Here is a 26604-nt window from a genome sequence, read left to right on the forward strand (position 1 = left end):
GAGCGATCGGGAGGGAGGTCCGGCCTCGTTGCCGTGCCCATGGCCGAAGAGTGGCACGAGGACGCGATTCGCGTAAGAGCCGGACGCACCGGCGTCCCGACGGCCTGCGCAGCGCACGCAAACGTTTCCAAGTTGGGGCGCGCAGGTGATGGACACCCCAGCGGTGCAGGGAGTAGAAAGCGCACACGGCTTGTGACACGCACCACAGATCGGGGTCTTCCCGGGCACCGCCGGCCGGCGTTGCGCGGGACCTCGGGAGGAGACGGAGCATGACCAGAGCACGGCTCGGCGGGTCCCGCAAGGTGGTGACGGGGGTGGCGGTGGCCGCCACCGCGCTCCTCCTGAGCGGCTGCCTGCAGAACCCCAACGAGACCGGTGGCGGCGCCAGCGGCGGTGACGGCATCGTGGCCGACAACGCCCAGCCCGACGGCGACGGCACGGTCACCGTGCTCGGCGCCTTCGGTGGTGTGGAGAAGGACAACTTCGAGGCCTCGCTCGAGGCCTTCGAGGAGGAGTCCGGCATCGACATCGAGTACACCGAGGACACCGACTTCACCACCACGATCCAGACCCGGGTGGCGGCCAGCGACCCGCCCGACATCGCCTTCTTCCCGCAGCCCGGCGGCCTGCTGCAGTTCGCCGAGGACGGCGTCATCCAGCCGATCGACACCTTCCTCGACTACGACTCGCTGAACCAGTCGCTCGTGCCGGGCCTGCTCGACTACATGAACTACAACGGCCGCTTCTACGGCGCCCCGGTGCGCCTGGCGAACAAGTCGGTCGTCTGGTACGACAAGGAGGCCTGGGACGCCGGCGGCTACGAGGTGCCCACCACCCTCGACGAGCTCTACCAGCTGGCCGACCAGATGAAGGCCGACGGCACCACGCCGTGGTGCATGGCGTGGGAGTCCGACCAGGCCACCGGCTGGGTCGGCACCGACTGGATCGAGCAGCTCGTGCTCTCCACGCAGGGCGAGCAGTTCTACAACGACTGGATCTTCCACCGGGTGCCGTTCAACGACCCGAAGGTCGTCGAGGCCTTCGACGAGTTCGGCAAGATCGCCAAGGGCAACGGGCTGGTGCTCGGCGGCGCGAACGGCATCCTGAACACCCCGGTGCAGGAGGCGATGTTCCCGGCCTTCAACGAGAACCCGCCGCGCTGCATCATGGAGCGCCAGGGCAGCTTCGCCGCCACGTTCTTCCCGACCGAGCCGAACAACGTGCAGGCCGACCTCGACACCTACACCGGTGTCTTCACCTTCCCGCCGGCCGAGGCCGTCGAGGGCCAGAGCCCGCCGGTGCTGGTCGGCGCCGACTACGCGGCGCTGTTCAACGGCAACGACGAGGACGCGCAGAAGGTCATGCAGTTCCTGACCTCGCCCGACTTCGGCGTCGAGTGGGCTCGGGCCGGTGGCTGGCTCTCGCCGCACAAGACCTTCGACGCGAGCAACTACCCCGACCAGACCACCAAGGACGTCGCCGCGATCGCCACCGACGCTCCGTTCGCGGTCTTCGACGGCTCCGACGTGATGCCCGCCGTCGTCGGCTCCGACAGCTTCTGGAGCGGCATGCGCGAGTGGGTCGAGGGCCAGTCGTCGCAGGAGACGACCGACAAGATCGAGGAGTCGTGGCCGCAGTGAGCACCACCACCGACCTCGACCAGCATCGCGGGCCGGACGCCGAGGACCCCGGCGGCAGCCCGCCCCCGGCTCCGCCCGGGTCGGGCGACGGCGACTACCGCGAGCGCGCCAACCTCGGCCAGGCCCTCGCCGGCCTGCTCGGCCTCGTCGTCGTCGTCTGGTTCGCCGGCAACGCGTTCCTGGCCTTCGCCTACCACCCGGAGTGGTTCGGCAGCAGCAAGCTGCTCATCGGCGCCCTGGCGCTGGTGCTCGGCGTGGGCGGCGCCTACGTGCTGTTCTTCTTCCTCAACATGTTCGTCGAGGGACTGCCGGGCCGGTTGTCGCGCGGGCTGATCCCCTACGCCTTCCTGCTGCCGGGCTTCGGCCTGATGGCGTTGATGCTGCTGTACCCCGCGGTGCAGACGATCAACTATTCCTTCGCCAACGACGACAGCACCGAGTACGTCGGCCTGCAGAACTTCCGCACCATCTTCGGTGACGAGGAGTTCCGCTCGGCGATCTTCAACAACATCCTGTGGCTGCTCATCGTCCCGGCCGTCACGGTGGCGATCGGCCTGGTCATCGCCGTCCTGGCCGACCGTCTGTCCAACCGCGGCGAGAAGGTCGCCAAGTCCACGATCTTCCTGCCGATGGCGATCTCGTTCGTCGGCGCCTCGGCGATCTGGACCCTCGTCTACGCCTACGACGGCCCCGACGAGAAGCCGACCGGCCTGCTCAACGCGGTCTGGCGCACGCTCGGTGGTGAGCCGGAGACCTGGCTGCAGAACTCCGGGTTCCGGCTGAACTCGATCCTGCTGATGGTCATCCTGATCTGGCTGCAGGTCGGCTTCGCGATGATCCTGCTCTCCTCGGCCATCAAGGGCGTCCCGGAGGACACCCTCGAGGCGGCGCGCATCGACGGCGCGAGCGAGCTGCAGATCTTCTTCAAGGTCATCGTGCCGCAGATCAAGGGCACCATCATCACGGTCTTCGTGACGGTGCTGATCCTGGTGCTGAAGGTCTTCGACATCGTCTACGTGCTCACCGACGGCGCCAACAAGACCCAGGTGATCGCGAACCTGTTCTTCAACAAGCTGTTCGTGGCCCGTGACGCCGGCGTCGCCTCGGCGATCGTCGTCGTGCTGCTCCTCGCCATCACGCCGGTGCTGATCTACCAAGTGCGCCACTTCCGCAGAGAGGAGGCCGGGCGATGACGAACCTCGACAAGGCACCCACCGCCGAGGCGGCCGTGACGTCCCCGACGGTGGAGCAGGCCGGCGGCAAGGCACCGCGCCAGCCGCGCGGCCTGATGGCCGACGGACGGCGACGCAGTCCGATCGCGATCGTGGTGATGATCGCGCTCTGCGTGCTGTGGACCCTGCCCACCGTGGGCCTGCTGGTCAGCTCGTTCCGCTCGCGCGAGGCGCAGGGCGGCTCCGGCTGGTGGACGGCGCTGTGGAACGGCGGCTGGACGACGGCCAACTACGAGGGCGTCTTCGGCGGCGCCGACCTCGGCGGCTCGCTGGTCAACAGCGTCCTCGTCGCGGTGCCGGCGACGATCATCCCGATCATGTTCGCGGCCTTCGCCGCCTACGCGTTCTCGTTCATGGACTTCCGCGGCAAGGACGTGCTGTTCATCGTCATCGTGGCGACGCTGGTGGTGCCGATCCAGGTGGCCTTCCAGCCGCTGCTGAACCTGGTCGGCCCCAACGGGCTCGGCATCCAGGGCCAGTTCATCGCGGTGTGGCTGCTGCACACCGGCTTCGGCATGCCGTTGGCTATCTACACGCTGCGCAACTACATGGCCACGCTGCCGCGCACGGTGATCGAGTCGGCCAAGATCGACGGCGCCACGCACTTCCAGACGTTCTGGCGGCTGATCGTGCCGATGTCGGTGCCGGCGCTCGCGGCCTTCGCCATCCTGCAGTTCCTGTGGGTCTGGAACGACCTGCTCATCGCCAAGCTGTTCCTGAACTCCGGCAACTCCACGGTCATCGTCGACCTGCAGGGCCTGCTCGGAGCGCAGGGCCAGGGCGCCGAGCTGCTGCCCGCGGGTGCGTTCATCTCGATCGCCATCCCGATGCTCGTGTTCTTCAGCCTGCAGCGCTTCTTCGTCCGCGGTCTGACGGCCGGGGCGGTGAAGGGCTGACGGCTCCCGCACCGGTCCACCTGCGCCGGGAGGGCGTGAGCCTCGTGCTCGCGCCCTCCTCGGCCGGTGTGCCGGTCCTGCTGCACTGGGGCGCCGCGCTCGCCGAAGACGACGACGGTGCCGAGCTGCTGGCGCTGCACACGCCGGCGGTGCCGCACTCGGCGCTCGACGCGCCGCGGCTGCGCGGCGTGGTCGGCGAGAACGTCACCGGGTTCACCGGCACGCCGGGCCTCACCGGCTTCCGGCCCGGCAGCCGATCGGTCGCACCGCGGCTGGGGGAGTGGCGCTGGTCGGTGGCGGACGACGTCGTCTCGCTCGCCGCGCGCGACGACGAGGCTGGGTGGGCCGTCGAGATCACCCTCGAGCTGACGCCCGAGGGCCTGGTGCGCCAGCGGGTCGCGGTCAGCAACACCGGCGACGACGTCCTCGTGCTCGACCAGGTGCGCTGCGCGCTGCCCGTGGCGGCCCGCGCGACCGAGCTGCTCGACCTGACCGGACGCTGGTGCCGCGAGCGGACGCCGCAGCGCCGGCCCTGGCTCGTCGGCACCCACCTGCGCGAGGGGCGTCACGGCCGCACCGGCCACGACGCCACGCTGCTGCTCGCCGCCGGCGTGCCCGGGTTCGGGTTCGGGCACGGCGAGGTGTGGGCGACCCACGTGGCGTGGAGCGGCGACCACGCCGCCTACGCCGAGCGCACGCCCGAGGGCGAGTGCCTGCTGGGCGGCGGCGAGCTGCTCGCGCCCGGCGAGGTCGCGCTCGAGCCGGGCGGCACCTACGTCTCGCCCGACCTGGTCGGCTCCTACGCCGCCGACGGCCTCGACGGCGTCAGCGCGCGGCTGCACGCCTGGCTGCGTCGCACCCTGCCGCTCACGACCCCGCGGCCGGTGATCGTGAACACCTGGGAGGCCGCCTACTTCGACCACCGCCTCGACGGCCCCGACGGCCTCGGTGCGCTGGTCGACGTCGCCGCCGAGGTGGGCGCCGAGCGGTTCGTGCTCGACGACGGCTGGTTCCGCGGCCGCCGCCACGACCGTGCGGGCCTCGGCGACTGGACCGTCGACCCCGCGGTGTGGCCGCAGGGCCTGCACCCGCTGGCCGAGCGGGTGCGCGCCGCCGGCCTCGACCTCGGGCTGTGGGTCGAGCCAGAGATGGTCAACCTCGACTCCGACCTGGCGCGCGAGCACCCCGACTGGGTGTTGCGCGGACGCCGTGAGCTGCCGCCCGAGTGGCGCCACCAGCAGGTGCTCGACCTGCGGGTGCCCGGTGCCTACGCCCACGTGCGCGACGCGCTGCTGGCGCTGCTGGCCGAGTACGACATCGCCTTCCTGAAGTGGGACCACAACCGCGACCTCATCGACGTCGGCGCCGCCGTCCACGGGCAGACGCGGGCGTTCTACGCGCTGCTCGACGAGCTGCGCGCCGCGCACCCCTCGCTCGAGATCGAGACGTGCGCGAGCGGCGGCGGGCGCATCGACCTCGGTGTCCTCGCGCGCACCGACCGGGTGTGGGCCAGCGACACCATCGACGCCGTCGAGCGACAGCGCATCCAGCGGTGGACCTCGCTGCTCGTGCCGCCCGAGCGCCTGGGCTCGCACATCGGCGGGCCGGTCGCCCACACCACCGGACGCCGTCACAGCGTCGCCTTCCGCGCCGCCACGGCCCTGCTCGGCCACCTCGGCCTCGAGTGGGACCTGCGCGACGTCGGCGCCGACGAGCGGGCCGAGGTGGCGGCGTGGGTGTCGCTGCACAAGCGGCTGCGGCCCGTCGTGGCCACGGGGCGGCTGGTGCGCGGCGACCACCCCGACCCGGCCGTCGTCCTCACCGGTGTGGTGGCGCCCGAGCGCGACGAGGGCTGGTACGTCGTCGCCACGGTCGACTCCACGGTCACGCAGTCGCCCACGCCGGTCTCGCTGCCCGGGCTCGACCCCGACGCGCGCTACCGGGTGAGCGATCAGACGCCTGCCGGGCACCAGGCGCTCGGCCACCTCGGCGACAGCTGGCTCGACGGGCCGGGTCACCTGGCCTCGGGGCGCGCGCTGCGCGAGCTCGGCGTGCGGCTGCCGGTGGCCCTGCCCGAGACGGCGCGGGTGCTGCACGCCGTCCGGGTGCACTGACGTGCTCGACCTGCCCGACGACTGGGTGTGGGACTTCTGGCACGTGGGGGAGGGCGGGCGCCACCACCTGTTCTTCCTGCACGCCCCGCGCTCGCTCGGCGACCCCGACCTGCGTCACGAGCACGCCCGCGTGGGGCACGCCGTCAGCGACGACCTCGTCACCTGGCAGCGGCTGCCCGACGCGCTCGCCCCCCAGCCCGCGCCGGCCTTCGACGACCTCGCCTGCTGGACCGGGTCGGTGGCCCGTGAGCCGGGCGGGCGGTGGTGGCTGTTCACCTCCGGCATCACCCGCGCCGAGGGCACGGGCGTGCAGCGCATCGGGTCGGCGTGGTCGCACGACCTGGTCGGCTTCACCCGCACCGACCTCGTGCTCGAGGCCGACCCGCGCTGGTACGACGTGGCCGGCGGCACCGACCCGAACGGCGAGACGCACTGGCGCGACCCGTTCGTGATGCGCGACGACGCCGGCACCTGGCACATGTACGTCACGGCCAGGACGGGCGGACGCCGGGGCGGCGGCGTGGTGGGCCACGCGACGTCGTCCGACCTGCGGCAGTGGGACGTCGGGCCGCCGCTCTCGCCGGCCTCGGGCCGCTTCGACCAGCTCGAGGTGCTCTCGCTGGCGCGGGTCGAGGGCCGGTGGGCGCTGACGTTCTCGTGCCTAGGCCCGGAGATGCCGGGCGCGGAGCCCGGCGACGGCGGCGTCTGGACGGTCGCCGTCGACGGCCCGGGCGCGCCGGTCGACCTGACCCGCGCCGTCCGGCTGGTGGGGCAGGACCACTACGTCGGCCGCGTCGTCGACGGCCCCGACGGGCCGGCGCTGCTGGCCTTCCGCAACGAGGGCCCCGACGGCCGCTTCGTCGGCGGCGTCACCGACCCGGTGCCCGTCACCTGGCGCGACGACGGCGCCGCTCTGCGCCTGGCCTGAGGTCGAGCGGCGGGGGACGCCCCACAGACCCCGGCACTCCGGCCCTGCGAGGCCAGCGCCACCACACGGACCCTGAGCTTGTCGAAGGGCCCGCCACGTGAACGTTCGCGTCGACCGTGCGTGGTCTCGAGGCTCGGCCGTGGCCGGCCTCGCACCTCGACCATCGTCTTCGGCCCCGACGATGGTCGAGGTGCGAGGAGCCCTGGCGACGAGCCTCGAGACCCCGGACCTGCACGGGGAACGTTCGTGTCGACCCTGCGTGGTCTCGACGACGGCCTCGCGCAGACGCTCGGCCTGCTCGACCACCGGTGGTCCGCCCGTCCACGGGAACGTCCGCGCGGACGGTGCGGTGGTCTCGAGGCTCGGCCGTGGCCGGCCTCGCACCTCGACCATCGTCGTCGGCCCCGACGATGGTCGAGGTGCGAGGAGCCCTGGCGACGAGCCTCGAGACCACCGACCTCCGGGGCCGACGTCACCGCACGCACCCTGAGCCTGTCGAAGGACCCGGTCTCACCCCCGCAACCGTTTACGCCGTCCGGTCGCGGCACTAGTGTGAACCGCGTCACTTCACGACGGATCGTCCGGCACGTACCTGCCGGTGAAGGGAGCACACGGCCATGGCCACAGTGACGTTCGAGAAGGCACAGCGCTGGTACCCGGGGGCCGACAAGCCCACGGTGCCCGGCATCGACCTGGAGATCGGCGACGGGGAGTTCATGGTCCTCGTCGGCCCGTCCGGGTGCGGCAAGTCGACCACCCTGCGCATGCTCGCGGGCCTCGAGGAGATCAACAGCGGGAAGATCTTCATCGGCGACCGCGACATCACGAACCTTCCGCCGAAGGACCGTGACATCGCGATGGTGTTCCAGAACTACGCGCTCTACCCGCACATGACGGTGGCCGACAACATGGCCTTCGCCCTCAAGATGGCCAAGGTGCCCGAGGCCGAGCGCAAGCAGCGCGTGGCCGACGCCGCCAAGATCCTCGGCCTCACCGAGTACCTCGAGCGCAAGCCGAAGGCGCTCTCGGGCGGTCAGCGCCAGCGTGTCGCCATGGGCCGCGCCATCGTGCGCAGCCCGCAGGTCTTCTGCATGGACGAGCCGCTGTCGAACCTCGACGCCAAGATGCGCGTGCAGACCCGCACCGACATCGCCAAGCTGCAGGCCGACCTCGGCGTCACCACCGTCTACGTCACCCACGACCAGGTCGAGGCGATGACGATGGGCGACCGGGTCGCGGTGATGAAGGACGGCGTCCTGCAGCAGGTCGACACCCCGCTGCGGCTCTACGACAAGCCCGTCAACCTCTTCGTCGCCGGTTTCATCGGCTCCCCGCAGATGAACCTGATGGAGGCCCGCGCCGTCGACGGCCGCGCGCAGATCGGCGACTTCAAGGTGCCGGTCGACGAGGCCGCCTCCAAGCGCATGGACGGCAACATCACCGTCGGTGTGCGGCCCGAGTCGTGGCGCCTGGTCTCCGCCGAGGAGGGTGGCCTGCCCGTCGAGGTCACCGTCGTGGAAGAGCTCGGCGCCGACGGCTTCGTCTACGGCACCTGCGGGGTCGAGGGGACGCCGTCCAACGTGATCGTGCGGGTCTCCGCGCGCGACTCGGTGCGCAAGAACGACGTCATCCACGTCACCACCGACCCGCGCAACGTGCACGTCTTCGACACCGACACCGGCGAGCGCCTCTCGGAGTAGTCCGCCGATGACGACCGGCCCGGCCGGCCCGCCGCCCCCGCCCCCACGGCGACCGGCGGGTCCGCCCGGACCGCCACCGCTCGGCCCGCCGCCCACCTGGACGCCCGGACCGCCGCCGGGGCCGCCACCACGGCCCCGGCGGCGGCGCTGGCCATGGGCGGTGCTGGCACTGGTGCTGGTCGTCGCCGGCGGCATCGGCGTCGCCGTCGCGGTGACCCGGGACGACGACCCGGACGACGGTCGCGACGACGCCGGTCCGAGCGCCACGCCCACTCCGACCGAGGCGCCCTCGACCGAGCCGACCGACCCGACCGACCCGACCGAGCCGACCGACCCGACTGCGTCGCCGTCCGAGCCCACCGGCGGGCCCGAGCGCGACGGCGAGGTCACGGTCCTGGCGTCGGTCACGGGCGCCGACCTCGAGGGGCTGCGGGCCTCGCTCGCCGGGTTCGAGGAGCGGTCGGGCATCACGGTCGCCGTGCAGACCGACGTCGACCTCGCGAGCACCGTCACGCCCCGGCTGCAGGCCGGCGACCCACCGGGCGTCGTGCTGTTCCCGCAGCCGGGGCTGCTGCGCGACCTCGCCGCCGGCGGCCTACTCGCGCCGATCGAGGAGTACCTCGACCCGACGGTGCTCGAGAGCAGCCTGGTGCCGGGCGGCCTGGACGGCGGACGGGTCGACGGCGTCGCCTACGGGGTGCCGGTGCGACTGGTCGGCAAGAGCCTGGTCTGGTACCCGCGGCGGCTGTTCGCGCAGGGCGGCTACGAGGAGCCCGGCACCCTCGACGAGCTCACCGCGCTCACCCGCCGGCTCGAGCGCGACGGCGTCCAGCCGTGGTGCCAGGGCTGGGAGTCCGGGCCGGCCACGGGCTGGGTCGGCAGCGACTGGCTCGAGCAGTACGTGCTGACCCGCGAGGGCGGCGACCTCTACCGCTCGTGGGCGGCGCACGAGGTGCCGTACGACGCCCCGCGCGTCGTCGCGGCACTGAAGGCCTACGGCCGCGACGTCGTCCGGCCGGGCTCGCCCGCGGGCGACCGGGCGCTCACCACGCCGTTCGGCGACGCGTTCAGGCCCGCCTTCGACCGTCCGCCCGGGTGCGCGCTCGAGCGGCAGGGCTCGTTCGTGACCGAGTTCCTCACCGAGGAGACCGGCGGCGACCCCGACGGCCGGCTCGGCGTGTTCGCCTACCCGGCCGCCGACGGGCGCGCCGCCCCGGCCGTGGTCAGCGGCGACGTCGCCGCCCTGACCGACCCCACCGACGGTGACGCGATCGACCTGCTGACCTTCCTCTCGGCGCCGGAGTTCGGCGAGGAGTGGGCCGCGACCGGGCTGTTCGTCTCACCGCACCGCGACTTCGACGCCCGCGCCTACCCCGACGCGACGACCCGCCGGGTCGCCGACCTCACCACCTCGGCCTCCGAGGTGGTCTGGGACGCCTCCGACGCCATGCCGGGCGACCTCGCCACGCTCTCGTGGACCGCCCTGGTGGAGTGGCTCGCCGGGGCGCCGGCCCGCGACGCCCTCGGCGCCGTCGAGGACGCCTGGCCCCGGTAGCCCCCGCCCCTCGGGGCTGGCCCGATCGGGCCATGTCGGCATGGCCCGCTGGCCCTATTCTTCGCTCCATGCCGAGCGCGGACGACGACCTGCTCGCCGGCCGCTACCAGCGCCGGCGGCCGCTCGGCTCCGGCGGGATGGGCGACGTCTGGCTCGCCGAGGACCTCGAGCTCGGCCGCCTGGTCGCGGTGAAGCGGCTGCGCGTGGGCGGGGCCGGGCCCGACGCCGAGCTGGTCGAGCGGATGCTGCGCGAGGCGCGCGTCGTCGCCCGCCTCAAGCACCCGGCCATCGTCACGCTGCACGACCTCGTGCGGGTCGAGGGCCGTCCCTACCTGATCATGGAGTACGTCGACGGCGAGTCGCTGGCCGACCGGATGGCGCGCGAGGGCCGTCTGCCGTGGGCCGAGGTCGCCCGCGTCGCCGCCGACGTGGCGGGCGCGCTCGCCGCGGCCCACCGCGCGGGCATCGCGCACCGCGACGTGAAGCCGGCCAACGTGCTGCTCGACGAGGAGGGGCACGGCCACCTCGCCGACTTCGGCATCGCCCGCGGCGCGGAGGACGTCGCCATCACGCGCCAGGGCGAGATCGTCGGCACGGTCGCCTACCTGCCGCCCGAGGTGGCCCGCGGGGCGCAGGCCGACGCCGCCGGCGACGTGTGGTCGCTGGGCGCCACCTTCTTCGCCGCCACCGAGGGCGGTGCCCCGTTCGCCGGCACCTCGGGCTCGAGCAACTCGGTGCCGGCCATCCTGGCCCGCCTGCTGCAGGAGGACGCGCCGCCGCCGCACGCCGCCGGGGCCGCCACCGGGCTGGTGACCGCGATGCTCGCCACCGACCCCGCCGCGCGGCCGACCGCCGCCGCGGTGTCGGCCGAGCTGCGGCGGGTGCTGAGCACGCCGACCGAGGCGGTGCCCGCGCCGGCGCCGCCGCCGTCGTCCGCCCCCGAGACCCTCGCGGTGCCGTCGCGGGGCGGCACGTCGTCCTTCCCGCCGCCGCGCGCGCCGACCGAGGCGGTGCCGCAGCCCGCGCCACCCCGGCCCGAGCGACGCCGCCGCCGCTGGCCGCTGCTCGTCGGGCTGCTGGCCCTGCTCGTCGCCGCCGCGGTGGTCGGGGTCGTGGTGCTCACCGGGCAGGACGACGACCCCGCGCCGTCCGCGGACGACCGTCCGGGCGGCGAGCCGGCGTCCGACGGCGGGTCCGGGTCCGGCTCCGAGGGGCCGGCCGGCTCCGAGGGGGCGTTCAGCGTCGACCTCGGCGTCACCCCGAGCGGGGCAGCGGTCTCGCCGGACGGCAGCCGCACCTACGTCTCCGGCACCGAGCCGGGTGCCTCGCAGGGGTCGCTCGTGGTCGTCGACAACGGCTCGGGCGAGGTGGTCGACACCGTCGAGGTCGGGCCGGCGCCGCTGAGCCCGGTCGTGAGCCCCGACGGGTCGACGGTCTACGTCGCGCTCGGGGACGACGCCGTCGGCGAGGTCTCGGCCGAGACGCTCGAGACGCGTCGCATCGAGGTGCCGGGCGTGCCCGGCCCGGTGCGCGTCAGCGCCGACGGCAGCCGGCTCTACACCCCCACCGACGACGGCGTCGTCGCCGTCGTCGACACCGCCACGCGCGAGGTGTCGGCGGTGCCGGTCGGCACCCGACCCGGCCTGGTGCACCTGACGCCCGACGGCAGCACCGCGCTCACCCCCGACCCGCTCAGCGGCATCGTGGCCGTCATCGACACCGCGACCGAGGTCGGCGTCCCGGTGCAGGTGCGGCCCGACCCCACCGGCCTGCAGATCACCTCCGACGGCGCCCGCGCCTACGTCAGCACCGTCTCCGGCGTCATCGTCGGCATCGACATCGCCGCCGCCGAGGAGGCCCAGCGCATCCAGCTGCCCGAGCGCACCAGCCGGCGCGCCCGGCTGCGGATCTCCCCCGACGACCGCTTCCTGTGGCACTCCGACCCCGACGGCGACGTGGTCCGCGTCATCGACCGCGAGAGCGGCGAGGTCGTGCAGACGCTCGACGTCGCCGAGCCGGGCCCCTTCGCGGTCTTCGACGCCGACGGGAGCACGGCCTACCTCCCCTCCACCGCCGGCGGCTACGTCGCGGCGGTCGACGCCGCCACCTACGACGTCACCGAGCTCGACGTGGGCGGCGCGCCCACCGCCGTCCTGCTGCCCGACGACGACCAGTCGCGGCTGTTCGTCGTGAATGACGCGGGCGACGGCACGGCCTCGCTCGACGCCGTCCCGCTCGAGGACTGACCGCCCGGCTAGCGGCGGCGTCCCCAGCGCTCGACGTGGCGGCGCACGTCGCGCGCCCGCAGCCCGTGCGCGGCGAAGGTGCCGGCGACCAGCCGGTCCTTGCTGCCCGCCAGCGCGACCAGCACGTCGGGACCGCTGGTGCGGGCGTCGCGCTGCAGCGCCCGGTTGGCGAGCGCCGCGACGAGCACGTCGCGGGTGGTGGTGGCGAACCGCCGTCCGCCCCAGTCGGGCGGGGCGTCGTGGGGCGGGTTGAGGACGGCGAGCACGGTGCCCAGCTCGATGCCGAGGGCGCTGACCTCCTCGACGTCGATGGTGTCGGACGCCGCCAGCCACAGGTGGTCGAGGGTGAGCCGCAGGTCGTCGGCGTCGGCGCCGAGCGAGGCGAGCACGAGGCGCACGTCGGCGTCCGCGAGCACCGCTCGCAGCAGGTGGTGCGGGTGCACGTCGTGCCGGTCGGTCACCGCGTCACCCGGCCCGCGTCTCCAGCACCCGGAAGCCCTTGGCGCTGGCGAGCCGCGTGGTCGGCCAGCCCTGCTCGCCGAGCCAGCGCTGCAGCGAGTCGGCGCCCAGGTTGCGGCCCACCACCATCACCGCGCGCCCGCCGTCGTCGAGGCGGGGGAGCCAGGTCAGCAGCAGGTCGTGCAGCGCGGCCTTGCCGATGCGGATGGGCGGGTTCGACCAGATCTCGTCGAAGCGCGCGTCGGGCGCCACGGCGTCGGGGGTCAGGGCCTCGACGCGAGCGCCGAGCCCCAGGGCGGCGGCGTTCTCGCGGGTCAGCCGCAGCGCGCGCTCGTTGACGTCGACCGCGGTCACCCCCGCCTCCGGCACGGCGGTCGCGACCGCCAGGCCGATGACGCCGTAGCCGCAGCCGAGGTCGAGCACCCGCCGGGCGGAGGCCGGCGCCTCGGTCGAGCGCAGCAGCACGCCGGTGCCGAGGTCGAGCCGGCCCTGGGCGAAGACGCCCGACCCGGTGTCGAGGCGCAGCCGGTGGCCCCACGCGTCGACCTCGACGGGCTTGCGGGTGAAGGGCACCGACGGGTCGGCGGTGAAGTAGTGCTCGGCGGGATCCGGCTCACTCACGACGCGCCCTCGTCTGCTCGGCCCGCGCCGCCAGCTCGGCGTCGGGCGGGTAGGCCACCGCTTCCAGCGTGAGGCCGTGGGCGTGGACGACGGCGACCGCCGCGTCGCGCACCTGCGCGGCCAGGACCTCACCCGCCCAGGCCGGCGGACGTCGTCCCTCACCGACGGCGAGCAGGCAGCCGACCAGCGAGCGCACCATGCTGTGGCAGAACGCGTCGGCCCGGACGGTGGCCACGGCGTGGCCGGCCGTGTCGCGGGCCCAGGCGAGCTCGAGCAGCGTGCGGATCGTGGTGGCGCCCTCGCGTCGCTTGCAGAACGCGGCGAAGTCGTGGCGACCGACCAGCAGGGCCGACGCCTCGTTCATCGCGGCGAGGTCGAGCGGGCGCGGCCACGCCAGCACGTGGGAGCGCACCAGCGGGTCGAGCGTCGCCGGGTCGTCGGCGACGCGGTAGGCGTAGCGGCGCCACAGCGCCCCGAACCGGGCGTCGAACGACGCGGGCGCCGGCGCGACCCGGCGCACCCGCACGTCGGGGTCGAGGACGCCGTTGAGCCGGCGGGGCAGCCGGTCGACCTCGACCGGGTCGGGCACGTCGAGGTGCACCACCTGGCCGCGCGCGTGGACGCCGGCGTCGGTGCGCCCGGCGCACACCACCTCGACGTCGTCGCGGCGCAGCACCGTCGCCAGCGCCGCGGTGAGCTCGCCCTGCACGGTGCGCAGCCCGGGCTGCGCGGCCCAGCCGTGGAAGGCCGTGCCGTCGTAGGCGAGGTCGAGGCGCAGCCGCACGGGCGTCAGCCTAGGGCGGCGCGAGGGGCCGGCGGTCTCGAGGCTCGTCGCCAGGGCTCCTCGCACCTCGACCATCGTGGGACGACGGTGGTCGAGGTGCGAGGCCGGCCACGGCCGAGCCTCAAGACCCCGTGACGATCACGCCGACGCGATCGATCGGGATCCGCCCCCGGCGCACGCGACTAGGCTCGATGCGTGCCCGCCCCCGTCATCCTGCTGGTCTCGCAGGAGCACGCCGACTTCCTGCTCGACGAGTTCGGTCGCTACCAGCGCGACTACGACCTGCGCACCGCCCGGTCCAGCGCCGAGGCGATCGAGGTCATCCTCGACCTGCGCCGCGACGGCGCCCAGATCGCCCTGTTCGTGCAGGACGGCCTGCTGCCCGACGCCCACCCGCTGGAGGCCTTCGCGCACTGGCGGGCCAAGGTGCCCACCGCCCGCCGCGTCATCGCCGCGCCGTTCGAGCACTTCCTCGCCCTCGCCGGTCCGATGCGGCCGGGCCTGGCCAAGGGCAAGTACGACGCCTACCTGCTGATGCCGCGCGGCCCGCGCGACGAGGAGTTCCACGGCGCGATCAGCGAGCTGCTGTCGGACTGGAACGCCACGGTCGCCGCGCCCGAGGTCGACACCGTGCGGGTCGTCGCGCCGGCCGGGCTCCCGCTCACCTCCGCCATCCGCGAGTACACCGGCCGCATGGGCATGCCCACCCGCGTCTTCGAGCCCGACACCGACGAGGGTCGCGAGGTCGTCGAGCGCGCCGAGGCGGCCGGCGTCGAGGTCGGGTGGCCGCTGGTGGGCACGCCGTGGCGCGACCCGGTCGTGGCCACCTCCGTGCGCGACGTCGCCCACATCCTGTTCGGCTCGACCACCGACGACCTCGACGTCGAGCAGGTCGTCGACCTCGCCATCGTCGGGGCCGGGCCGGCCGGTCTCGCCGCCGCCGTCTACGGCGGCAGCGAGGGCCTGACGACCGTCGTCCTCGAGGCCGAGGCGATCGGCGGGCAGGCCGGCACCAGCTCGATGATCCGCAACTACCTCGGCTTCCCGCGCGGCATCTCCGGCATGCGGCTGGCCCAGCGCGCCCGCAACCAGGCGATCCGCTTCGGCGTCCGCTTCCTCAACGGCTGGGAGGTGACCGCGCTCGAGCCCGCCGCCGCCGGCGACGAGGCCCACCTGCTGCACACCGACGGCGGCACCATCCGCGCCCGCAGCGTGGTCGTGGCCACCGGCGTCGCCTACCGCAAGCTGGGGGTGGGGTCGGTCGACGCGCTCGTGGGTCTCGGGGTCACCTACGGCTCGGCGATGTCCGCGGCCCGTGAGACCGAGGGGCACGACGTCGTCGTGGTCGGCGGCGGCAACTCCGCCGGGCAGGCCGCGCTGCACCTGTCACGCTTCGCCCGCTCGGTGACGATCATGGTGCGACGCCGTGCGCTCGAGGAGACGATGTCGGCCTACCTGATCGGCGAGATCGAGTACAACCCGCGCGTCCGGGTCGAGACCTGCGCCGAGGTGGTCGACGGCGGCGGCGAGGGCCACCTGCAGTGGCTGGCCGTGCGCGACCTCGACACCGGCGAGGTCGCCCGCCGCGAGGTGCAGGACCTGTTCCTCCTGCTCGGCGCCGAGCCGCACTGCGACTGGCTGCCCCCAGGCCTGGCCCGCGACCAGCGCGGCTTCGTGCTCACCGGCCGCGACGTGCCCCACGAGGCGTGGCCCGACACCCGGCCGCCGGCGAGCCTGGCAACCACGGTGCCCGGCGTGTTCGCCGTCGGCGACATCCGCGCCGGGTCGATGAAGCGGGTGGCGTCGGCGTCCGGCGAGGGCGCGAGCGTCGTCCCGCTGGTGCACGAGCACCTGGCGCCGTAGGTGTCGCGGCCGGCTCCCTAGGCGCCGAGCTCGGCCCGCGTGGGCGGGTCGGCGCCGGGCCGCGAGACCGTGACGGCGGCGGCCCGGGCGGCGTACGCGGTGGCCGCGGCGGGGTCGAGGCCGTCCCACAACGCGTCGATGACGCCCGCCGAGAACGTGTCGCCCGCGCCGATGGTGTCGACCACGGTCGTCGGCCGCGCCGAGGCGGTGACCGGGTCGCCGTCGCCGTACCAGGTGGCGCCGTCCTCGCCGCGGGTCACCACCACCGCCCGCGGGCCGAGCGCACGCAGGTGCGCGGCGGCCTCGGCGAGGCCGAGCGTCGGGTAGAGGGCGGCGAGGTCCTCGTCGCTGGCCTTGACCACCGCGGCCCGGCGCGCCACGGCCTCGACCCGACCGACCGTCTCGGGGCCGGTGCCGGTGATCGCCGGGCGGGCGTTCACGTCGTAGGTGACGGTCGTGGCGGCCGGGTCGACCCGGTCGAGCAGCGCGACGACGTCGTCGGCGCCGGGCTCGAGCACCGCGCCGAGCGAGCACACGTGCAGGAAGGCGGGCGGGCCGCCGTCGGGGCCGTCGGCGAGGTCGGCCGGGCCGATGCGCCAGTCGAGGTCGAAGTCGTAGGACGCCGACCCGTCCGGCCCGATGGTGGCGACCGCGCTCGACGTCCGCTCGAGCACCAGCGGGTCGGTGGCCAGCTCGACCCCGGCGTCGGCGAGGTGCTGCGCCAGCAGCCGCCCGCGCTCGTCGTCGGCCCACGACGTCACGAACCGCACCCGCCGCCCCAGCCGCGCCAGCGCGACGGCGACGTTGGCGGCGCTGCCACCCGGCCGCTCCGTGCGCCCGCCGTCGCGACCGAGCACGACGTCGACCAGCGACTCCCCGACCACCAGCGCGTAGGTCACGGGGACGTCATACCACCTCGCGGGGTCGGCGGCGGGCGGGAGTCGCCTACCGTGACGGCGTGAGCATCACCCCGCCCGACCCCCAGCTGCCGGAGCCGCCCTTCGAGCAGCTGCGGGCGCAGATCGCCGGCCGCGCCGCCACCGGCGACCTGCCCGCCGGGGCCAAGCTGCCGACGGTGCGGGCGCTCGCCGCCGAGCTCGACCTCGCCGTCAACACCGTCGCCCGCGCCTACAAGGAGCTCGAGGCCGACGGCGTCGTGGTCACCGAGGGACGCCGCGGCACCTTCGTCGCCGCCCCCTCCGCCCCGCAGGACGCCGACGACCAGGCCGCCGAGTACGCCGCCGTCTGCCGCCGCCTCGGCCTCACGCTGCCCGAGGCCACCCGCCTGCTCGAGTCGCACTGGCGGGTCTGACGCGCCGACCGGGCGCTGCTTCTCGGGTCGTCCCTCCGCTTCTCGGGCGTTGCATTGCCCGAGAACGTCAGGGATACCCGGTGAACCGGGTATCCCCGACGGCCCCCGCAAGCCGATCCCGGACGCCGCGCACGAGCGCCGTCGGCGGCCGCCACTACCCTCGCCAGCGTGGCCCTGGAGACCTCCGCCGACCAGCCGGCCCCGGTGCGGCAGATCGCGAACGCGATCTCCGGCTGGGTCGACCGGCTCGGCGCGGTGTGGGTCGAGGGGCAGGTCGCGCAGCTGAACCGGCGTCCGGGCCTCGGCACGGTCTTCCTCACCCTGCGCGACTCGGTGGCCGACCTGTCGATCACGGTCACCGCGTCGCGGGTGATGGTCGACTCGATGGAGCCGCCGCTGGTCGAGGGCGCCAGCGTCGTCATGCACGCCAAGCCCACCTTCTACGCCACCCGCGGCTCGCTGTCGCTGCAGGCGCGTGAGATCCGCATGGTCGGGCTCGGCGAGCTGCTCGCACGTCTCGAGCGACGCCGCCAGCTGCTCGCCGCCGAGGGGCTCTTCGACCCCGCCCGCAAGAAGCGGCTGCCGTTCCTGCCCGGCTGCGTCGGCCTCGTCACCGCCCCCAGGTCGGCCGCCGAGCGCGACGTGCTCGAGAACGCCCGCCGCCGCTGGCCCGCCGTCGGGTTCGAGGTCGCCCACGCCACCATGCAGGGCACCCGCAGCGCCGCCGAGGTCATCGAGGCGCTCGGCCGCCTCGACCGCGACCCCGCCGTCGACGTCATCGTCATCGCCCGCGGCGGCGGCTCGGTCGAGGACCTGCTGCCCTTCAGCGACGAGGGCCTGCTGCGCGCCGTCGCCGGCTGCCGCACCCCGGTCGTCTCCGCCATCGGCCACGAGCCCGACCAGCCGCTGCTCGACCTCGCCGCCGACGTCCGCGCCTCCACACCCACCGACGCCGCCAAGCTCGTCGTGCCCGACGTCGCCGCCGAGGCCCACGGCGTCGCCGCCGCCCGCGAGCGGCTGCGCGGCGTCGTCCTCGACCGCGTCGCCCGCGAGCAGTCGGGCCTCGACGGGCTGCGCAGCCGTCCCGTGCTCGCCGACCCCCGCACCCTCGTCGAGCGGCGCCTCGACGAGCTCGACGCGCTGCGCGAGCGCGCGCGCCGCACCCTGCGCCACGCCCTCGACCGCGCCGCCGACGACATCGGCCACCAGCGCGCCCGCGCCCGAGCGCTCTCGCCGCTCGCCACGCTGCAGCGCGGTTACGCCGTCCTGCAGGACGACGCCGGCCACGTCGTCACCTCGGCCGCCGCCGTCACCGCCGGCGCGGGCGTCAGCGTGCGGGTCGCCGACGGCCGCGTGCACGCGCAGGTCACGGGCACCGAGACGACTGGGACGGCCGGCACCACCGACACGACCGAGACCACCGACGAGGAGCACGATGGCTGAGACGACGACCGCCGACGCGCCGTCCTACGAGGAGGCCCGCGACGAGCTCATCGACGTCGTGCGGCGCCTCGAGGCGGGCGGCACCACGCTGGAGCAGTCGCTCGCGCTGTGGGAGCGCGGCGAGGCGCTGGCCACGATCTGCCAGGACTTCCTCGACGGCGCGCGCACGCGCCTCGACGAGGTCATGACGAAGCAGACGAAGGAGCCGAGGGACTGACCCCCGGCGTGTCGCCGACGGGCGCGGTGGTCAGCGAGCGCACCACCGTGGCGAGGTCGTCGACCGACGCCGAGCCGTAGACCAGCACCACGGTCTCGCCGACCACGGCGCTGTAGGCGTGGTCGTCGCCGTCCTCGTCGCGCCAGCCCTGCCACGTGGTCGGCAGCCCGCCCCCGGCCTCGCCCGAGCCGGCCTCGGCGTCGACCTGCAGCTCGTCGTCCTCGGCCGGCTCGTCCAGGCCGGAGGACTCGAGCAGGTCGTCGACGTCGTCGTCGGACTGCCGCACGCCCACGAACTTCTCCGACCCGGTGAGCAGGTCGAGGTCGATGCCGGGCTGGGACCCGGGGCGCTCGACGCGGTCGACGTCGATGTCGGTGGCGATCCAGCCGTCGGGCAGCCGGGCGGGGTAGGCGACGGTGAACCCGCTCAGCTGCAGCTGCTGCACGGAGTCGAGGTAGTCGACCGGCTCGCGGTCGGTGGCGTCGACGTCGGCGCTGAAGACGCTGCGGAACAGCACGAAGGCGACCACGATGACCACGACGACCACCATCGAGCCGATCAGGCCGCTGGCCGAGCGGGAGTAGCGCCCGGGCCGGCCGGTCGGCTCGGCTCCTCCCGACTCGCTCACACCGCCCATGGTCCCAGGCGGGGTGGCGCGTAGGTTTCACGGGTGCTCGCCTCGCTCACCACGGTGTGGTCGGTGGGCACGGTGCTCCGGGACGACGTCGTCCCGGTCGCCGCGCTCGTGGCCCTGCTGGTCGTGGCCTACCGGCACCCGCGCCGCGCCGTCGAGGCGGGCGTCGCGGTGCTCGCGGCGGGCGTGGTGCTGCTCGCCGGCGCGCTCTCGCCCGACGCGGCCGGCGAGACGGTCGGCGAGCTGTGGCCGGTGGTGGCGTTCCTGGCCGCGATCCTCGTCGTCGCGCAGCTGTGCGACCGGGCCGGGCTGTTCACGGCTGCGGGCGGGCTGCTGCGCGGGGGCGGGCCGGTGCGGCTGCTCACCGTCGCCTTCCTGCTGGCCGCGGCGGTCACCGCCGTCCTGAGCCTCGACGCCACGGTCGTGCTGCTCACCCCGGTCGTGGTCGCCGCGGCACGCGACGCCGGCGTCTCGGCGCGGCCGGCCGCCTACGCCTGCCTGCGCATGGCCAACTCGGCCTCGCTGCTGCTGCCGGTCTCGAACCTGACCAACCTGCTGGCGCTGCCGTCGCTGGGGGCCGAGGTGAGCGGGTTCGCGGGGTTCGCGGCCACGATGGCGCCGGTGCTGCTCGTCGTCCTCGTGGTCGAGTACGCCGGGCTGCGGCTGCTGTTCCGTCGCGAGCTCGCCGCGTCGCCACGGCCCGCCGCCGCGCCGGCGCCGCCGCTGCCCGTCGTCCCGGTCGTGGTGGTGACGGCGATGCTGGCCGGGTTCGCGATCACCTCGCCGTGGGGCCTCGACCCGTGGTGGGTCGCGGCGGCCGCGGCGCTGGTGCTCGCGGTGTGGGCCCGCACGCGCGGGCTGGCCGGCGTCCGCGACGTCGTGCTCGCCGCCCATGCCGAGTTCGCGCTGTTCGTGCTCGCCCTCGGCGTCGTGGTGGCCGCGCTCGCGCCGGGCGTGGTGGGCGACGTCGTGGCCGCGTCGGTGCCCGGCGACACCTCGTGGGCGGGCCTGCTGGCCGTCGCGGTGGTCGCCACGGTGGCGGCCAACCTGTTCACCAACCTCTCGGCCACGCTGCTCGTCGTCCCGCTGGTCGCGCCGCTCGGCGACGCCGCCGTGCTGGCCGCCCTGGTCGGGCTCAACGCCGGCTCGGGGCTGACCGTCGCCGGGTCGCTCGCCAACCTGCTGTGGCGCCGCACCCTCACCGCCGCCGGTGAGGAGACCTCGCTGCGGGAGTTCCACCGCGTCTCGCTGCTGCTGACGCCGGTGACGGTGCTGGCGGCGACGACGACCCTGTGGGCCGTGACCCGCTGACCCGCTGACCGGCCGACCGGTTGACCGGCCGACCGGATCAGCCCAGCTCGGCGGCCGCCCGGGCGAACCGGCCCAGCAGGTGCGACCAGTCGCCGAGGCGCGCCCGGTGGGCGACGGTGTGCTCGGTCCAGCCGCCGTGGTCGAAGAAGACCGTGCAGACGCCGTCCTCCTCCTCGAAGCGGACGTCGAGCCGGGTCGGGTGGGCGGCGTCCATCGAGAGCCAGAAGCTCTGCGCGTAGTGCGCGGGCCGGTCCCACACCAGCACCTCGCCGAAGCGGAAGCGCCGCTCGCCGTGCAGCAGCGCGACGGCGCCGCCGACGCGCGGCTCGACCTCGGCGCCGGTGAAGGTCGCCGCGTCGGGGGAGTAGGCGGCGTCCCACCACGAGCCCAGGCCGGTGGTGAACAGCCGGAAGGCGGAGGCCCGGTCGCAGGCGACCGTGACCTCGTGGTGCAGCGGTTCCATCGTGATCGGATTCAACCAAATCGCGGGTGGACGACGACCGCGAACCGCCCGACCTTGCAGGGGTCTTGAGGTGCCGGTGCGGCGTGCCCGACCGACCTCGGGCGGTGGCCTAGGGTCGGGGCATGGCGGCGATCGAGGTGGTCGACCTCGCCAAGACGTACGGGGACCTGAAGGCCGTCGACGGGGTGAGCCTCGAGGTGGCGGAGGGCGAGTTCGTCGGCATCCTCGGACCGAACGGCGCGGGCAAGACCACGACCCTGGAGATGATCGAGGGCCTGCGCAGGCCCGACGGCGGCAGCGTGACGGTGCTGGGCGAGCCGGTGTGGCCGCGCAACGCCGGGCTGCTGCCACGCATGGGCGTGCAGCTGCAGGCGTCCTCGTTCTTCGAGCGGCTCACCGCACGCGAGCAGATCCACACCTTCGCCTCGATGTACGGCGTCCCGGCCTCGGCCGCCGACGACTGGCTCGAGCGGGTCGGCCTGGCCGGCGCGGGCGCCTCGACCGACAAGGCCGAGACCCGCGTCGAGGACCTCTCCGGCGGCCAGGCGCAGCGGCTCTCGATCGCGTGCGCGCTCGTGCACGACCCCGAGGTCGTCTTCCTCGACGAGCCGACGGCGTCCCTCGACCCGCAGGCCCGCCGCAACCTGTGGGACCTGCTCAGCGGGCTCAACGACTCCGGGCGCACCGTCGTCCTCACGACGCACTACATGGACGAGGCCGAGGTGCTCTGCGACCGCGTCGCGATCATGGACGCCGGCCGCGTCCTGCAGGTCGACACCCCGGCCGCGCTGGTGCGCGGCCTCGACGCCCCGGCACGCATCACCGTCGCCCCCGGCCAGCTCGACGCCGACGCCGCCCGCGCCATCGCCGGCGTCGACGACGTGACGGCCTCGGTCGACGGCGTCGTCCTCACCACCCGCCGGCCCGGCCCGGTGCTCGCGCACCTCGCCGAGAACGACGTCCTGGACGGCGTCCGCGTGCAGACCGGCACCCTCGAGGACGTCTTCCTCGAGCTCACGGGCCGGGAGTACCGAGCATGAGCTCACCCCAGGCGCGTGGCCAGTTCGCGAGGTCGGCATGAGACGGCAGAGCCCGTTCGTGGCCATCTCGCTGGCCATCGTGCGCGGGTTCGTGCGCGACAAGGCCTCGGTGTTCTTCGCGCTGATCTTCCCGCTCATGTTCCTGGTGCTCTTCGGCGGCATCCTCGGCGACCAGGGCCAGTCGAAGGTCGACCTGATCCAGGTGGGCGACGTCAGCGTCATCGACGACCTGCCCGACGACGCCCGCGCCGCCTTCGACGACTCCTTCGAGGTCACCGAGTCCGACGACCTCGACGCGGCCATCGCCGAGGTGCGCAAGGGCGACGCCGACGTCGCGGTCGAGATGCAGGGCGACACGCTGGTGGCGCACTACACCCAGACCGACCAGGTCAAGGCGGGCATCACGCAGGGCACGCTGCGCGCCTTCGTCGACGGCGCCAACGTCGCCCTCCTCGAGCAGGAGGCCGGCACCGGCGCCCCGGTCTCGTTCCGCGCCGACCGCGTCGAGGACGACTCGCTGAGCACCATCCAGTTCATCACCCCGGGCCTGCTCGGCTGGGCGGTCGCGATGAGCGCGGCGTTCGGCGCCGCCGCCACGCTGCAGGGCTGGCGCCAGAGCAAGCTGCTGCGCCGCCTGCAGCTCGCGCCGGTCTCGACCCGCACCGTCGTCGGCGCCCGCGTGACGGTGGCGATCGGCATCGCGCTGGTGCAGATGGCGGTCTTCGTGCTGCTCGGCACGCTCGCCTTCGGCCTCACGCTCACCGGCTCGTGGTGGATGGCGATCCCGCTGCTGGTCATCGGCACGCTCTGCTTCATGTCGCTCGGCCTGCTCGCCGGCGCGATCACGACCACCACCGAGGGCGCGGTCAACGCCGCCAACTTCATGGTGCTGCCGATGGCGTTCCTGTCGGGCTCGTTCTTCCCGCTGGACGACGCCCCCGGCTGGCTGCGCGCGGTCTCCGACGTGCTGCCGCTCAAGCACCTCAACGAGGGGATGCTGAACGTGTTGGTGCGCGGCGAGGGGCCGGCGTCCGCGCTGGTGCCGATGGCCATCCTGGCCGGCTTCGCGATCGTGGTGACGCTGGTCGCGGCCCGGCTGTTCAAGTGGGAGACCGCCTGAGCCAGGGGTGACCCCGACCGGCCTTACGGCTTGGTGAAAGGGACGCCGTCCGGGCCCGCGCGGCCCTAGTCTGGCCGGCGGTCGTCCGAGTCGAAGGAGCCCGCCGTGCTCGCCCTCACATCCGCGCCGTCGGGGCCGATGGTCCCCGCGCTGTTCGACATCACGCTGATCCTGGCGCAGCTCGCGCTGATCATCGTCGTGGCCCGGCTGGCCGGCAAGGCCGCCGGCCGCGTCGGCGTCCCGCCGGTCGTGGGCGAGATCGCGGCCGGCGTGCTGCTCGGCCCGAGCCTGCTCGGCATGGAGCTGAGCGGGAAGATCTTCCCGGCCGACACCCGGCCGTTCCTCTCGCTGCTGGCCAGCATCGGGCTGGTGCTGTTCATGTTCGTCGTCGGCCTCGAGCTCGACGTCAAGCTGGTCAAGGGCCGCGGTCGCGTGGCCGGCTCGGTCTCGATCGCCTCGATCCTGCTGCCCTTCACGCTCGGCGTCGGCCTGGCGAGCCTGCTCAGCGACGAGCTGCGCGGCCCCGACGGTGACTTCTGGCCCTTCGCGCTGTTCATGGGCGCGGCCATGTCGATCACCGCGTTCCCGGTGCTGGCCCGCATCCTCACCGACCGGCGCATGCACCGCACCGAGACCGGGGGGCTCGCGCTGGCCTGCGCGGCCACGGACGACGTCCTGGCGTGGACGCTGCTCGCCGTCGTCATCGGCATCGCCGGGGGCGAGGACGACGGGCGGGGCTGGGTGGTCTTCCTGGCCGTCCCGTTCGCGCTGCTGGCGCTGTTCGTGATCCGCCCGGCGCTCACCGTGCTCACCCGGCTCTACCTCAGGGCCGGCGAGCTGACCCCGACGATCCTGTCGATCGTGCTGGTGGGCCTGCTGCTGTTCGCCGCGGCCACCGAGTACCTGCACGTGCACTACATCTTCGGCGCGTTCCTCTTCGGCGCGATCATGCCGCACGAGCAGGCCGCCGCCCTGCGCCACGAGATCCTGGTGCGGCTCGAGCAGATCTCGGTGCTGCTGCTGCTGCCGGTCTTCTTCCTGATCTCCGGCCTGAAGGTCGACATCCAGGGCCTCGGCGTCGAGAACCTGCTGCCGCTGGTGGCGATCCTGGCCGTCGCGATCGTCGGCAAGTACGTCGGCGCCTACCTCGGCGCACGCTCGGCCGGTGTGCCGCACTGGCAGGCCAACGCCCTCGGCATCCTCATGAACACCCGCGGCCTGACCGAGCTGATCATCCTCAACGTCGGCCTCGAGCTCGGCCTGCTCAGCCAGGACCTGTTCACGATGATGGTGATCATGGCGCTGGTCACCACGGTGATGACTGGCCCGCTGCTCAGGCTCGCCTACCCCGACCGGCGCGTGGCGCGTGACATCGCCGAGGCCGAGCGGGTCGCGCTCGGCGTCGAGGCGCGCGACCGGGTGCTGGTCGTGGCCATCGCCGACCGCGACAGCACCGGCCTGGTCGACCTCGCCGTCGGCCTGCTGCGCGGCGGCATGACCCCCGAGATCGTCGTCGCGGCCCTCGAGCCGCAGGTCAACCGCCGTCTCGAGATGGGCAGCGGGCTGACCGACGAGCTGGCCGAGATGGCCGCCGCGATGGAGCGGCAGCAGACGCTGGTGCGCCACGGCGAGCAGCTCGGCGTCCCGGTGCGGGTGATCGCCAACCCCAGCGCGGACGTCGCCGCCGACCTGCTCGCGCTGGCCGCCGTCATCGCCCCGCAGTACGTCGTGGCGTGGGCCTCCGACGAGCTCGGCAGCGCCGTCGCCCACGCCGCGGAGTGCCCCGTCGCGCTGGTCGCCGACCACGTCGGGGCGATCGCGCCCGGCACGCCGGTGGTGGTGCTGTGGAGCGCCGACGTGCACGGCGACACCGCCGTGCGGCAGGGCATCCGCCTCGCCGGCTCGCTCGGCTCGACCCTCGAGGTGCGCGGCTCCGGACGTCGCTACGACGCCATGGTCGCCGCCCTCGCCGAGCGCGGCGTCGACCTCGGCACGGTCGACGACGCCGACCTGCCGGTGCGCCTGGGCGCCCTCGGCCCCGGCGACGACGCCGTCGACGTGCGCGTGCGTGCCGAGCTCGACCCCACCCCCGTCACCTGGACCACCGTCGACCTCGCCCAGCCCACCCCTTCGCAACCCGCCTAGGTCGACCCGTCGGACATGTCTGACGGGTCACCGCGAGATCGAGGCTGACCCGTCGGACATGTCTGACGGGTCAGCGTCAGGAGCTGGCGCCGGCGTGGGTGTTGAAGGCGAGGGTGCGGTGGCCGATGCGGACCCGGGTGCCCTGGGTGAGCACGTGCTCGCCGCCGGCGGCCAGGCGCTGCCAGTCGGGTGTCTGCGGCGGGTTGACGTAGGTGCCGTTGGTCGAGCTGTCGACCAGGACGACGTCCCAGCCGCGCAACTCGAGGCGGGCGTGCACGCGTGAGATCTGGTTGGAGGTGTCCTGGATCGGGACGCCGCGCACCTCGCCGGTGCGCACCCGGTCGTCGGAGCCGGGGTCGCGGCCGAGCAGGTAGTCGCTGTCGATCTGGAAGACCGCGCCGTCGTCGAGCACGATCACGCCGAGCGGCGGCCGCGGCCCGCTGACCAGCACCGGCGTCTGCTGCACCATGTTGATGCCGCAGACCGCGCAGAACAGCTGGCGCGGGTCGTTGAAGTGGCGGTTCTTGCAGTAGACGCCGCGCACCTCGACACCGTCGTCGTCGCCCTCGGCGCCGTGGCCGTGCCCGTGACCGGACGCCGGCTCGCCCGCGATGGGCAGCGGCGCCGGCGGGGCGTCGTCGTCCAGGTCGCCGAGCAGCACCGAGTCGAAGTGGCCGACCTGGTCGACCAGCGGCGCGGGCGCCGGGCGGTCCTGCGCCGACGGGGGAGCCGGGGCGGGGGGCGCCGGGGCCGCGACGGGCGCGGGCGGCGGGGGAGCAGCGGCCGGCGGGGCCGGCTGGGCCACCGGGGCGGGCGGGTCGGGGAACGGCGCGGGCGCGGCCGGCGGCGCGGGCGCGGCGGCGGGTGCGGCCACGGGAAGT

At 74.3% G+C, this 26604-nt stretch carries 23 protein-coding genes; 16 read left to right on the forward strand and 7 right to left on the reverse strand.

What is annotated here, in order from left to right; genetic code table 11:
• Positions 1–269 precede the first annotated feature (269 nt).
• The 8 genes from ABEA04_RS05940 to ABEA04_RS05975 all read left to right on the forward strand — a co-directional run bounded on the left by ABEA04_RS05940 (position 270) and on the right by ABEA04_RS05975 (position 12311).
• Positions 270–1640 carry an ABC transporter substrate-binding protein gene (locus ABEA04_RS05940; protein ID WP_345455506.1) on the forward strand — a complete coding sequence of 457 codons (1371 nt, stop codon included), beginning with the start codon at positions 270–272 and terminating at the stop codon, positions 1638–1640.
• Positions 1637–2833 (forward strand): carbohydrate ABC transporter permease, encoded by a 1197-nt coding sequence (locus ABEA04_RS05945; RefSeq protein ID WP_345455509.1) that lies wholly within the window; start codon positions 1637–1639, stop codon positions 2831–2833. The genes ABEA04_RS05940 and ABEA04_RS05945 overlap by 4 nt, the downstream gene beginning before the upstream one ends.
• Positions 2830–3768: a carbohydrate ABC transporter permease gene (locus ABEA04_RS05950; RefSeq protein ID WP_345455511.1), complete on the forward strand. Its 939-nt coding sequence runs from the start codon at positions 2830–2832 to the stop codon at positions 3766–3768. The genes ABEA04_RS05945 and ABEA04_RS05950 overlap by 4 nt, the downstream gene beginning before the upstream one ends.
• Before the next feature lie 35 nt (positions 3769–3803).
• Positions 3804–5882: an alpha-galactosidase gene (locus ABEA04_RS05955; RefSeq protein WP_345455514.1), complete on the forward strand. Its 2079-nt coding sequence runs from the start codon at positions 3804–3806 to the stop codon at positions 5880–5882.
• Between the two features lies 1 nt (position 5883).
• A complete protein-coding gene (locus ABEA04_RS05960) occupies positions 5884–6810 on the forward strand; it encodes a glycoside hydrolase family protein (protein ID WP_345455517.1) in 927 nt (308 codons plus the stop codon).
• A 617-nt stretch (positions 6811–7427) separates the two neighbouring features.
• On the forward strand, positions 7428–8510 hold the full coding sequence (locus ABEA04_RS05965; RefSeq protein WP_345455520.1) for an ABC transporter ATP-binding protein: 1083 nt from the start codon (positions 7428–7430) through the stop codon (positions 8508–8510).
• Positions 8511–8670: 160 nt separating this feature from the next.
• Positions 8671–10065 (forward strand): ABC transporter substrate-binding protein, encoded by a 1395-nt coding sequence (locus ABEA04_RS05970; protein ID WP_345455523.1) that lies wholly within the window; start codon positions 8671–8673, stop codon positions 10063–10065.
• A 68-nt stretch (positions 10066–10133) separates the two neighbouring features.
• Complete coding sequence (locus ABEA04_RS05975; protein WP_345455526.1) at positions 10134–12311, forward strand: protein kinase domain-containing protein; 2178 nt, start codon at positions 10134–10136, stop codon at positions 12309–12311.
• 8 nt (positions 12312–12319) lie between these two features.
• Here ABEA04_RS05975 and ABEA04_RS05980 read toward each other — a convergent pair whose 3' ends face one another.
• From ABEA04_RS05980 to truA, 3 genes are read right to left on the reverse strand one after another with little or no spacing between them, the layout of a single operon-like run.
• A complete protein-coding gene (locus ABEA04_RS05980) occupies positions 12320–12772 on the reverse strand; it encodes a hypothetical protein (RefSeq protein ID WP_345455529.1) in 453 nt (150 codons plus the stop codon).
• A gap of 4 nt (positions 12773–12776) precedes the next feature.
• The gene (locus ABEA04_RS05985; protein ID WP_345455532.1) at positions 12777–13391 is read right to left on the reverse strand and encodes a class I SAM-dependent methyltransferase; all 615 of its coding nucleotides are present in this window, start codon (positions 13389–13391) and stop codon (positions 12777–12779) included.
• Positions 13384–14175 carry a tRNA pseudouridine(38-40) synthase TruA gene (gene truA / locus ABEA04_RS05990; RefSeq protein WP_345455535.1) on the reverse strand — a complete coding sequence of 264 codons (792 nt, stop codon included), beginning with the start codon at positions 14173–14175 and terminating at the stop codon, positions 13384–13386. The genes ABEA04_RS05985 and truA overlap by 8 nt, the downstream gene beginning before the upstream one ends.
• A 195-nt stretch (positions 14176–14370) precedes the next feature.
• Here truA and ABEA04_RS05995 point away from each other — a divergent pair, with 195 nt between their 5' ends.
• Positions 14371–16038, forward strand: a complete 1668-nt coding sequence (locus ABEA04_RS05995; RefSeq protein ID WP_345455538.1) for an NAD(P)/FAD-dependent oxidoreductase — start codon at positions 14371–14373, stop codon at positions 16036–16038.
• A gap of 17 nt (positions 16039–16055) precedes the next feature.
• Here the strand turns inward: ABEA04_RS05995 and ABEA04_RS06000 are convergent, their stop codons facing one another.
• Entirely contained in the window at positions 16056–16937 is an 882-nt protein-coding gene (locus ABEA04_RS06000; protein WP_345455541.1) for a PfkB family carbohydrate kinase, read from the reverse strand.
• A 59-nt stretch (positions 16938–16996) separates the two neighbouring features.
• Here ABEA04_RS06000 and ABEA04_RS06005 point away from each other — a divergent pair, with 59 nt between their 5' ends.
• The 3 genes from ABEA04_RS06005 to ABEA04_RS06015 all read left to right on the forward strand — a co-directional run bounded on the left by ABEA04_RS06005 (position 16997) and on the right by ABEA04_RS06015 (position 19010).
• Positions 16997–17350, forward strand: coding sequence for a GntR family transcriptional regulator (locus ABEA04_RS06005; protein ID WP_345455544.1), 354 nt, complete (start codon positions 16997–16999; stop codon positions 17348–17350).
• A 168-nt stretch (positions 17351–17518) separates the two neighbouring features.
• A complete protein-coding gene (gene xseA, locus ABEA04_RS06010) occupies positions 17519–18793 on the forward strand; it encodes an exodeoxyribonuclease VII large subunit (RefSeq protein ID WP_345455547.1) in 1275 nt (424 codons plus the stop codon).
• The gene (locus tag ABEA04_RS06015) at positions 18786–19010 is read left to right on the forward strand and encodes an exodeoxyribonuclease VII small subunit (protein ID WP_345455549.1); all 225 of its coding nucleotides are present in this window, start codon (positions 18786–18788) and stop codon (positions 19008–19010) included. Before xseA ends, ABEA04_RS06015 begins: the two co-directional genes overlap by 8 nt.
• On the opposite strand, the gene ABEA04_RS06020 is transcribed toward ABEA04_RS06015, so the two are convergent.
• Complete coding sequence (locus ABEA04_RS06020; RefSeq protein WP_345455551.1) at positions 18976–19638, reverse strand: DUF4245 family protein; 663 nt, start codon at positions 19636–19638, stop codon at positions 18976–18978. The two genes, ABEA04_RS06015 and ABEA04_RS06020, sit on opposite strands and share 35 nt — an antisense overlap.
• A gap of 42 nt (positions 19639–19680) precedes the next feature.
• On the opposite strand from ABEA04_RS06020, the gene ABEA04_RS06025 reads away from it, so the two are divergent.
• Complete coding sequence (locus tag ABEA04_RS06025) at positions 19681–20955, forward strand: SLC13 family permease (protein ID WP_345455553.1); 1275 nt, start codon at positions 19681–19683, stop codon at positions 20953–20955.
• Between the two features lie 37 nt (positions 20956–20992).
• Here ABEA04_RS06025 and ABEA04_RS06030 read toward each other — a convergent pair whose 3' ends face one another.
• Complete coding sequence (locus ABEA04_RS06030; RefSeq protein ID WP_345455555.1) at positions 20993–21418, reverse strand: SRPBCC domain-containing protein; 426 nt, start codon at positions 21416–21418, stop codon at positions 20993–20995.
• A gap of 122 nt (positions 21419–21540) precedes the next feature.
• Between ABEA04_RS06030 and ABEA04_RS06035 the strand changes: the two genes are divergently transcribed.
• The 3 genes from ABEA04_RS06035 to ABEA04_RS06045 all read left to right on the forward strand — a co-directional run bounded on the left by ABEA04_RS06035 (position 21541) and on the right by ABEA04_RS06045 (position 25723).
• A complete protein-coding gene (locus tag ABEA04_RS06035) occupies positions 21541–22458 on the forward strand; it encodes an ABC transporter ATP-binding protein (protein WP_345455558.1) in 918 nt (305 codons plus the stop codon).
• Positions 22459–22495: 37 nt separating this feature from the next.
• Complete coding sequence (locus tag ABEA04_RS06040) at positions 22496–23578, forward strand: ABC transporter permease (RefSeq protein WP_345455561.1); 1083 nt, start codon at positions 22496–22498, stop codon at positions 23576–23578.
• Between the two features lie 105 nt (positions 23579–23683).
• On the forward strand, positions 23684–25723 hold the full coding sequence (locus ABEA04_RS06045) for a cation:proton antiporter (RefSeq protein WP_345455564.1): 2040 nt from the start codon (positions 23684–23686) through the stop codon (positions 25721–25723).
• A 76-nt stretch (positions 25724–25799) separates the two neighbouring features.
• Here the strand turns inward: ABEA04_RS06045 and ABEA04_RS06050 are convergent.
• Positions 25800–26604, reverse strand: an 805-nt coding sequence (locus ABEA04_RS06050) for an FHA domain-containing protein (protein ID WP_345455567.1), incomplete at its 5' end; no start/stop codon positions are given.

Origin of the sequence: Nocardioides marinquilinus (genome assembly GCF_039543705.1) — a bacterium.
Taxonomy (GTDB): Bacteria; Actinomycetota; Actinomycetes; order Propionibacteriales; family Nocardioidaceae; genus Nocardioides; species Nocardioides marinquilinus.

What these genes read in the sequence shown, in the direction of transcription:
- ABEA04_RS05940 (WP_345455506.1), top strand. Translation starts at nt 270, where the DNA reads ATGACCAGAGCACGGCTCGGCGGGTCCCGCAAGGTGGTGACGGGGGTG.
- ABEA04_RS05950 (WP_345455511.1), top strand. Translation starts at nt 2,830, where the DNA reads ATGACGAACCTCGACAAGGCACCCACCGCCGAGGCGGCCGTGACGTCC.
- ABEA04_RS05965 (WP_345455520.1), top strand. Translation starts at nt 7,428, where the DNA reads ATGGCCACAGTGACGTTCGAGAAGGCACAGCGCTGGTACCCGGGGGCC.
- ABEA04_RS05975 (WP_345455526.1), top strand. Translation starts at nt 10,134, where the DNA reads ATGCCGAGCGCGGACGACGACCTGCTCGCCGGCCGCTACCAGCGCCGG.
- ABEA04_RS06015 (WP_345455549.1), top strand. Translation starts at nt 18,786, where the DNA reads ATGGCTGAGACGACGACCGCCGACGCGCCGTCCTACGAGGAGGCCCGC.
- ABEA04_RS06030 (WP_345455555.1), bottom strand. Translation starts at nt 21,418, where the DNA reads ATGGAACCGCTGCACCACGAGGTCACGGTCGCCTGCGACCGGGCCTCC.
- ABEA04_RS06035 (WP_345455558.1), top strand. Translation starts at nt 21,541, where the DNA reads ATGGCGGCGATCGAGGTGGTCGACCTCGCCAAGACGTACGGGGACCTG.
- ABEA04_RS06040 (WP_345455561.1), top strand. Translation starts at nt 22,496, where the DNA reads ATGAGACGGCAGAGCCCGTTCGTGGCCATCTCGCTGGCCATCGTGCGC.